Raw genomic sequence first — 9,584 nt, 5'->3', positions numbered from 1 at the left:
GGCATATTGTTCAAATCTTCTAGGGGGCTAAAAAGGAACCACAAAGACGCAAAGGGCACAAAAACTTATAAAATTCTATAGAAAAGGGCCGTCAGTTGCAGCAAGTTATGTGCTGTAACTGATGACCCTTAGTAATAAATATATAGGATTACTTATTTAAAAATCCCAAAAGGTTTACCTGTAGGTAAAAAAACTCTGCCAAAATGATGATTTAATACGACTGCAGCGGAACCATAGAAAGAAAACAAGGATATCGCAAGCTCCGTATAACCAGCCACAGCATGCGCCCAATGAGCAGCGCCAAAGGCATCTAATGCTAACATTGCTAATAAAACATCAATTAATACAAAGATAATAAATAATACCTTATTGGTTTCCATCGAACCAATCGTCATAAACAGGGAAAAAATTAAATAACCAATAAATCCAAAACCAAGCTGTCCCATATCAATGCCATTCATGAGAGCTTGTCCGAAAACGCCTAGCTTTATTAACCAGCACGCTGCAACGGAAAACCAGAAGAAAGCATACCCAGCAAAAGCAGTTGCTCCAAAAATATTATTGTGCTTAAAATCCAGAGAAGCTGCCATTAATTGTGCAAAAGCCCCCAGAAATATAGCCCATGGAATCACAAAAGATAAACCGGTTGTAATTCCAAGTTTCTGGGTTGACGCGACAAAAGTCACCATTGCCAAACCAAATAATCCCAAACTAGATGGGTCTGCTACTACGATTTTTACATGTTGCGTGTTATTCATAAAAACCTCCTTCAATTTGTACTATGCTAAGTTACCACATAACCAAAATTGGTGTCAATATGCTAAAATAATTTTACATATATTTTTGATACTATTAAGGAAAGAAAATTCGAATTGGCAAAATAAGTACTTTATGCTGCTATAAAGTATGTCCTTCTTAAAAAGTTATTTGTATCTTTAGGAAGAATAGTATATTATATTAACAGTATTAAGTGAAGTGGGGAGGATGAAAATGGCTCTAATTGTAAAAAAGTTCGGTGGAAGCTCTGTTGCTACCCCTGAAAAAATTATGGCAGTAGCCCAAAGAGTTCTACGCGAAAAAGGTTCTGAAGATAAAATGGTTGTAGTAGTATCGGCAATGGGAGATACTACAGATAATTTAATTACCCTAGCCAATACCTTAGTTGGACAACCATATACATACGCTCGCGAAATGGATATGTTATTATCAACTGGCGAGCAGGTAACCATTGCTTTATTGGCAATGACCTTCAATAAATTGGGGCACCCAGCCATATCATTGACAGGCCCCCAAGCCGGCATTAAAACGAATAGTGCTTATACAAAAGGTAAAATTAACAATGTCAATCCAGTAAGGGTATTAGAGCAATTAGACAAAGGAAACATTGTTGTTGTCGCCGGTTTTCAAGGGTCGAATGCTGAAGGAGATATTCTGACCTTAGGACGGGGTGGTTCCGATACTTCCGCTGTTGCTTTAGCAGGAGCGCTAAAGGCTGATGTTTGTGAAATTTTCACTGATGTTGACGGTATCTATTCTGCTGATCCAAGGGTTGTACAAGATGCTCGTCGTATGAAAGAAATAACCTGTGATGAGATGCTGGAAATGGCTAGGCTAGGAGCAGGAGTAATGCAGCCTCGCTCTGTAGAAATGGGTAAATATTATGGTATCCCGATTCATGTACGCTCAACTTTCACCCAAGATTTGGGTACTTTTATCAGGGAGGTATGTACAATGGAAGAAAAAGAATTTATCATTAAAGGGGTCGCTCATGACACCAATGTCGCCAAAATTGGAATATTGGGTGTACCAAATCGTCCAGGTATTGCTTTTAAAATCTTTTCAGCCCTAGCAAAAGCAAATATTGATGTGGATATGATTGTGCAAAGTATACGTAATACGGACAAAGATATTATCGATATGATCTTCACCATTGCACAACCTGATTTGCCTCAAACGAAGAAAATAGTCGAAGAGTTAGGCAAAGAAATGCAGGTTCTTGGAATTCTCATTGATGATAAGGTCGCCAAGGTATCAATCGTCGGCGCAGGAATGCTCGGCAGCCCCGGCATTGCTGCCAATATGTTCGGCGCTTTATCTGATGCTGAAGTAAATATCGAGGTTATTAGCACCTCAGAAATCAGCATCTCCTGCATCATTCAAGCTGATCGCGTAAAAGAAGCCGTAAACGCAATTCATGCCCGTTTCTTTCCTAAGAATCCTGAATAATACAAGAAAAATACTAACAAAATGAATCGAATCACAAAGACGCAAAGGACACAAAGGGTTTTATTTTATATTTTTCGTGTACTCCTTTGTGTGCCGCAGCAGCGGCATTGTGCCTTTGTGGTTCATAAATTCTTATGTTTTTCACTTACAAAACTAATAAAGACTGATGCTATAAGAACACGCTAACATGTTAAAATAAATTAACCGCAGAGGCGCAGAGAATACAGAGAAGGTAGGATTGAAAAATCCCTCTCTGTGTTCTCTGCGCCTCTGCGGTTCCGTCGCTCTTTACTTTTCCTTCCAATTTATACTTTAAACTGCATCACCAGGTTTTCTAGTTTGTATGACATCTCCTGCAATTTTTCCGTAGAAGAGGTAATATCTTGAGCCGAAGCAGCCTGCTGTTCGCATACTGCGGCAATTTCCTGAGCACCACTAGTATTGTGAGCTGCCAAGGTACTAATATTAGCAACAGCCTGCATTGCCTCTCGGCATAAATTAACTTGATTCTCTGTTTCTACAATAATGGTATTCGCCTGCTCTTGCACATGACCGATCCCTGCAACAATTTTTTCAAATGCAGCACCGCTTGTTTGCGCAATTTCGACCCCCTGCTCTACATTAGCAAAACTTTGCTGCATCGCAGTGAAGGCACCACTACTTTCTGACTGAATTCGATTAATAATTGCTGAAATATTTTTGGTAGCTCTTGCAGATTGCTCGGCTAACTTACGTACCTCGTCTGCCACTACCGCAAAGCCTCGACCTGCCTCTCCCGCCCGGGCCGCTTCAATCGCCGCATTCAAAGCTAGTAAGTTTGTCTGTTTTGCGATTTCGGTAATTACACCGGTAATTGTGCCGATTTCTTTCGTACTTTCCCCCAGTACCTCAACTGTTTTAGCCGTATCGGCAACAAGGCTTTTAATATTTTGCATCTTAACTACCGTCTCATTGATGACCTTCTGCCCTTGAGCAGACGCTGTTGAGCATTCATTAGTAGAAGCTGCCGTCTGCTGAATACTTTCTGAGACATTCACACTAATATTCACTAATTTTTGCAGCAGTTCCTCGGTCGTCTTCGTATCTTTGCCCTGATGTCCAATTTTTTCAGCAATATCCGCGACAGACTGGGACACCTGAATACTTCCGACGCGTGATTGCTCCGAAGTAGCAGCAACCGTATTGGTAGACTCTAATACAAGGGCAGAGGATTGTTTTACAGACTGCACAATGTTTCGCAAACTAAGAGTCATGCTATTAAAGGCCATCGCAACGTGCCCTAATTCATCATGTCTATAATGTCCCATCATGTGGGTTAAATCACCTTGGGCTACAATATCTGCCCCTTCCGCTAATTCTTGCAAGGGAGCAAGGGATCGGCGAATCACAAACAAACCACTCATAAGTAAAATCATAATCATGAAAAAGATAATTTTAGTACTATTTTCTACCATATCAAAGGCCGACTGCAGTGCCTCTTTTTTGGGATAGGTGGAAACAGCAATCCAGTCCGTATTCGCAATGGGTCGATAGGAAATAAAATAATCTTGATTCCGAAATATTCCCATGGTATTACCGGACTGCTTTTCCACAGCTTCTTTATAATACTCTTCATCTAACTGTTTGGACTCTGTGACTGCCAATGAATCACTTTGATAAAATATCGGTACTCGATTTTTATTCAAAATTGTAATGGAATAGCCTGGATTTTGCGATAATATCTGCTCCACCAGATTATTTACATTCTGCATAGATAAATTAGCTCCCAGTATCCCCTGCACTTTATTATCCGCTCCTACAATAGGAACTGACGCAATGATCGTCATTTCATTGGTTACCTTACTATGTACTGGATCTGAGAAATTTACAGTTCCTTGCAATGCCTTCTGAAAATAATCCCGATCCATAATATTTACTAATGTTTTATTATCCGTACGAAAAATTTGATTTCCATCTGCACGAGCCACAAAAAGAGCCTCATTACCACCATAATAAGGCTTAACCTGAGTAAGATAATTTTCCAATCCTTCTTTTTGCATTCCGCGAATGCTGCTCGTGGAACTGGTTACCATTAAAAAATTCTTTTTAGACTGAATATTGGAACCAATATCACTAGCGATTCGGTCAACAACTTTATTATTTTTATCAATTGCAGCCTGAGTTAGGCTTTCCATTGTCTGATTCGTGAAATACCAGCCAATGATACTTAAGGGCATAACACAGATAAGAGCCATGGTAATGGTTGCCTGGGTTGCAAGAGATGACCAAGATATTTTGAAGGTAAGATTACGCAAAAGATCCAGCTTGAAAAATCGTAAAAACGTTATCATAAAATTACTCTTTCCGGAAAATTTAGGTAACTTATTTCTGTACTGCTTCAATTCTCTTAAGCATATAATCGGATTACTTTTGAATTTAGGCATAAACCTAATTTTTATATTCTTTATAAAACTCACCAGTTTTTTTAGCATGCTTCTTTCCCCCAAGCATTATTACTATACATGTAATAAATGTTATGCTCATACAATAACGTCTTACCAATTAAACAGAAAAGGTCATGATATGTACATGACCTTTTCTGTTTATTCATATTTATCCGCTAGATTATTTTTTTAATTTTGTAACAGGTACAAATCCATTTTTCTCAGCATATGTTTCTTGGAACTCTTTGCTAGTCACATAGTCAATAAAGGCTTTTACTGCACCAGTAGGTTCCCCTTTTGTAAACATACGACCAAAGGTATATACAGGGTAGCTGCCGTTAACAACGTTCTCAATGGAATATTTCACGCCATTGTAAGACAAGCCTTTTACACTTTGATCCACATAAGCAGCATCTACATAACCAATGGCACCAGGAGTACTTGCAATCGCAGATCTTACAGCACCATTTGAATCTTGAATAACAGCGTTATCAGTGAAATCAGCATTTTTAAGTACTACTTGGGCAATCGTTGCACGGGAGCCAGATGATTTCGCACGATGAATTAACGTAATTTTTTGATCTTTGCCGCCTACATCTTTCCAGTTCGTAATTTTACCAGTCAGAATGTCCACATACTGTTGTTGGGATAAATTTTCTACAGTTACGTCACTGTTTACAATGAATACAAATGGAATTCCTACCAGTCGATGTTCAACAAGCCCTTTATCTTTTAAGTTGTCTTGTAAGGCAACATCAGAATTACCAATATTAACAGACCCTGCAGCAACTTGATTTTGTCCGGTAAAAGAGCCGCCGCCTGCGATATTCACCGTTACTTTATCATATTTCTTTTGAAATTCTTCCTGTCCAGGTTTTAATAAAGGAAGCAACGCTGTCGAACCAGATGCACTTACTGTTCCTTGTACATCAGCAGCCGCCTTAGGAGCTGCTTCTTTTGTACCGCCACAGCCAGCCACCAAACTAACACCCAGCATTAAAGACATCGCCGCTACAAGTATTTTAGATTTTTTTACTAATTTCATTTGAAGACCCCCTGTAAAATTTACTATAGTTAAATTGTAAGACAATATGAACCGAAATGTGTTAAGACATTGTTACGTTTATGTTAAATCGCTTATATACTTAATCAATGCAGTAGCAACTCCGCCAAACTAATTTACACTTCTTTTTCACTGCACCAGCGGCTTCACCTAAATCAGCCGGCGTTTTGAATTTACATTCACGACTTGTCACTACTGCAATGGATAAGGAAACAATGGGGTATTCTTCTTCTATTCCATGTCGATTCTTGGCAACAATATATTCCACATTTTGGTCCTGTTCTGTATAAAAACCTCTAATGCGAACATCAAAATAATCAATAATTGTCTGGCATAAGGGTACAACATCAACGCCATGTACAATGGCAATAAAATCATCACCACCAATATGTCCTACAAAGAATTCTGCAATGTTAGCACTTTTTAATTGCAACTGAATTAGCTGTGCCGTCATACATAGGATTTTATCACCGTTGTCAAAACCATAAGTATCATTGTATGCTTTAAAATTATCCAAATCAAAGTATAATACGGAATAAGGCTCTTTTGATTCAATAATCTGCTGCAGTTTTTCTTCGATCAAAATATTCCCTGGCAAACCACTTAAGGGATTGCTATGTTTAGCCCGATTGATTTCTAACTGAGTCGTTTTCTCCAATAACTGCCGTACTGTAGTGATCCCATAATATTTTCCATATTGAGTCACCACGATATAGTCATACAGACTATCTTCATATCTGGCAACTGCCAATTTTGATACTTGCTCTAAGGGCATATCATAATCCACTATTAATGCATGATTGTCCATCAGCGACCCCACGGATCGCTTCATATAGACAGCGACTCCATATTGAGTCGCCAAATGCACTAGAAATTTATTCTTCATTAACAATCCCACTGGCACCTCTCCTTGAAGCAAGGTAATGCCCATAAGATGAGGATTTTCATTAAAATATTCCAGGACCTGACTGCCAGTAATTCCTTCTGGAAAGCCTGGATCGCGCCTGCTAATTTCTCCAATAGGCATAGTCAAAGGAGAATGAAAGGCCTCTTGTTTCTTCTGCTTGTTTTTTAATATGATATTTTCTTTCACCAAAGAATGAATCGTTAAGAACTCCGCAGCCGGTCTTTGCAGCAGATACCCTTGACCATAGGGTATACCAATTTGAATTAAAGTATTCAATTCGTCAATCGTTTCAATACCTTCTGCAATAATTTTCATATTCATTACAACGGAAAATTCATAAAATGCCTTTATTAATGCCTGTTTTAAAGCATCTTTATCAATATTCCGTACCAAATCCATATCAATCTTTATAAACTGCGGTCTTGTCTCTGCTAACAGCCGTAAGCCTGAATACCCTGCTCCAGTATCATCAATGGCAATTTTATACCCTTGGCTGGTATAATGATCTAGAACCTTGCGAAAGTTTTTGTAATCAGCGATAGAATTTTTTTCCGTAATTTCAAAAATAATATTACTCAGATCAAAATCCTGAGCTGCTACCATTTCCAGTGTGGCACCCTTTTGAAAACGCTCATCGTTTATAATGTTAGGATCAACATTAATAAACAACATCATATCTTTGGGTAATTCCTTAACCCTGGCCAAAGCTTTACTTCTGCAAAGAAACTCTAACTCCCACAATTTATTAAACTTCTCTGCAGCTGCAAATAAATCATCTGGCCGCTCTAAAGCTGAACCTTGTGGTCCACGACTCAAAGCCTCATAGCCAACAACATTTCCATCTAACAGAGAAACAATTGGCTGAAAAACAGCCTTAATGTCTTTGTTATTTAGAATTTTCCCCAATTCACTGTAGCCACTCTCTCCCCATTGTGTGTATTGGCGTTGTTGGACTAGCTGATTACATAGCACAGCTGGCATAACAGTGTTCCTCCATATTCAAATGATCTTATTTCTATCTTAATAGTAAAGAACTGGCGCTTCGTTTATGTTATGCAATGGTTATTTTTATGTTAATTTTGGGTCTTTCTTAAATTTTTTTCGTAGTCAACCTATCTCTTTTATTGTATGATTTTTCTAGAATACATTTCGTCAGGAGGCAATTATGTTTAAATGGGGTATAAAACTAAGATTGACCATTAGCTACCTCTTATTAATCTTATTTACCATGCCAGTGTTAAGCGGCTATCTTCTTTGGTATTTCTATCAGCATAATTTGGAAATTTTAACCTCCAGCTTATTAACCCATGCTCATGTTACCGAACATTTTTTAGAAACCTATATGGCAGGTCCCAATGAAAAATCCCGAATTGACCAACGCATCAAAGAATTGGCTACTAAAACAGATTTGCGTGTTACTGTCATTAATCATACTGGCGATGTACTTGCTGATTCTTGGGAAAATCCAGCCACTATGGAAAATCATCTGCAACGGCCAGAAATAGCTTCTTCACTCACCGGGCATGAAGGATCATCCATTCGCTATAGTAGTACCTTAGGGCAAAACATGTTATACGTAGCCATTCCCATACGAAATGACAACGAGATTGTAGGTTCCGTTCGCATCTCCAGTACTTTGGCGGCCATTGACGCTGGATTTAATCAAATTAAGTCCACACTTCTTATTGCCATCTTATTAACCTCTTTCTTAGCCATTCTGCTCAGTATTTGGTTAGCCAGAAAATATACTGCTCCTTTGGAAGAAATCACCGCTGCTGCCTGTGATATTGCAAATGGTAATTTAGACCGCCGCCTCCATGTACGCACTGGCGATGAACTAGAGCTACTAGCTCACACTCTTAATAACCTAACCTCAAATTTAGATGATAAAATCAACGAAACCATTGCTGAAACACAAAAATTAGATCTCATCTTACAGCATATGGACAATGCTGTCATCCTCCTTGACCGCTATGGAAAAATAACCACAGCCAATAAAATGGCCAGAGATATTTTTGACATTAAAGATGCTATGCTCAATCAACATAATATGCAAGTTCTTGGTTATAGCCAACTTGATCGCGGGGTACAGCAAGCTGCGAAGCAAGGAAAAAGTATGCTGATCTATCTCAAAACCAATATTCATAGCAGCATAAGAGTATTTCAAATATTTATTGCCCCGATTACCGCTACCGAGAATGAGATTACTAGTATATTAAGTGTATTTCACGATATTACCGCTCTGCAGGATATGCATGATCGTCAATCTGATTTTGTCGCTAATGCTTCTCATGAGCTGGCAACACCACTTACGACAATCAAAGGATTTGCAGAAACATTATTAGATGGCGCCTTAGAAGATAGCAAGCTGAGCTCTAAATTTCTTACAATTATCCATACGGAAGCGGAAAGAATGCAGCGCTTGGTGAACGAGCTCTTACAATTGGCAAAATTAAATTCTCATGAATATCGGCAGCAAGTCAAGCTAAAAGCAACTCATGTAACGCCCCTTCTCTACGCTGTAAAAGATGATCTTAGAACCAATGCAGAAGAAAAAAACATTACTGTAGACATTCAGGCAAATGCTGATCCTATTGTTATGGCTAACCCTGACTGGTTAAAGCAGATTTTGATTAATCTCTTGGATAATAGCATCAAATATACACCGCCTCTAGGCAAAGTACTGTTAACTTGTCTTCAGGAAGGCCATGAAGCGATACTCATCGTTGAAGATACGGGTATCGGTATTCCAGCTACTGATGTACCGTTGATCTTTGATCGTTTTTATCGAGTTGACCGGGCACGATCTCGTAATGCTGGCGGCACAGGCTTAGGACTGGCGATTGTAAAATTTATTGTTGAAATGCATGGCGGTAAGATTGAAGTAAAAAGTTCCGTCAACATCGGCACAACCTTTACCATTCGTTTACCACTTGCCTAAGACAATTGCCCCTACTCTTTTTGA

At 38.8% G+C, this 9,584-nt stretch carries 6 protein-coding genes; 2 read left to right on the top strand and 4 right to left on the bottom strand.

Features of this window, described 5'->3' with window-relative positions; all coding sequences use genetic code 11:
* Positions 1-152 precede the first annotated feature (152 nt).
* A complete protein-coding gene (locus LMF89_RS11335; protein ID WP_229535167.1) occupies positions 153-758 on the bottom strand; it encodes an acetate uptake transporter in 606 nt (201 codons plus the stop codon).
* A gap of 232 nt (positions 759-990) precedes the next feature.
* Between LMF89_RS11335 and LMF89_RS11330 the strand changes: the two genes are divergently transcribed.
* Positions 991-2,226 carry an aspartate kinase gene (locus LMF89_RS11330; RefSeq protein ID WP_229535166.1) on the top strand — a complete coding sequence of 412 codons (1,236 nt, stop codon included), beginning with the start codon at positions 991-993 and terminating at the stop codon, positions 2,224-2,226.
* Between the two features lie 305 nt (positions 2,227-2,531).
* Here the strand turns inward: LMF89_RS11330 and LMF89_RS11325 are convergent, their stop codons facing one another.
* The 3 genes from LMF89_RS11325 to LMF89_RS11315 form a co-directional block, all read right to left on the bottom strand.
* Positions 2,532-4,556, bottom strand: coding sequence for a methyl-accepting chemotaxis protein (locus tag LMF89_RS11325; RefSeq protein ID WP_229535165.1), 2,025 nt, complete (start codon positions 4,554-4,556; stop codon positions 2,532-2,534).
* Between the two features lie 274 nt (positions 4,557-4,830).
* The gene (locus LMF89_RS11320; protein WP_229535164.1) at positions 4,831-5,694 is read right to left on the bottom strand and encodes a phosphate ABC transporter substrate-binding protein; all 864 of its coding nucleotides are present in this window, start codon (positions 5,692-5,694) and stop codon (positions 4,831-4,833) included.
* A gap of 100 nt (positions 5,695-5,794) precedes the next feature.
* On the bottom strand, positions 5,795-7,600 hold the full coding sequence (locus tag LMF89_RS11315) for a GGDEF domain-containing protein (RefSeq protein ID WP_229535163.1): 1,806 nt from the start codon (positions 7,598-7,600) through the stop codon (positions 5,795-5,797).
* Positions 7,601-7,784: 184 nt separating this feature from the next.
* Here LMF89_RS11315 and LMF89_RS11310 point away from each other — a divergent pair, with 184 nt between their 5' ends.
* Positions 7,785-9,560 carry an ATP-binding protein gene (locus LMF89_RS11310; RefSeq protein ID WP_007956003.1) on the top strand — a complete coding sequence of 592 codons (1,776 nt, stop codon included), beginning with the start codon at positions 7,785-7,787 and terminating at the stop codon, positions 9,558-9,560.
* Positions 9,561-9,584 lie beyond the last annotated feature (24 nt).

Origin of the sequence: Pelosinus baikalensis, from assembly GCF_020819555.1 — a bacterium.
In the GTDB taxonomy this organism is placed as follows: domain Bacteria; phylum Bacillota; class Negativicutes; order DSM-13327; family DSM-13327; genus Pelosinus; species Pelosinus baikalensis.
Note: the sequence above shows the minus strand (reverse complement) of the source record. Positions and strands in the feature narration are given on the sequence as shown.

Coding starts and splice junctions, on each gene's coding strand:
- LMF89_RS11320 (WP_229535164.1), bottom strand. CDS start 5,694: ATGAAATTAGTAAAAAAATCTAAAATACTTGTAGCGGCGATGTCTTTA.
- LMF89_RS11335 (WP_229535167.1), bottom strand. CDS start 758: ATGAATAACACGCAACATGTAAAAATCGTAGTAGCAGACCCATCTAGT.
- LMF89_RS11315 (WP_229535163.1), bottom strand. CDS start 7,600: ATGCCAGCTGTGCTATGTAATCAGCTAGTCCAACAACGCCAATACACA.
- LMF89_RS11325 (WP_229535165.1), bottom strand. CDS start 4,556: ATGATAACGTTTTTACGATTTTTCAAGCTGGATCTTTTGCGTAATCTT.
- LMF89_RS11330 (WP_229535166.1), top strand. CDS start 991: ATGGCTCTAATTGTAAAAAAGTTCGGTGGAAGCTCTGTTGCTACCCCT.
- LMF89_RS11310 (WP_007956003.1), top strand. CDS start 7,785: ATGTTTAAATGGGGTATAAAACTAAGATTGACCATTAGCTACCTCTTA.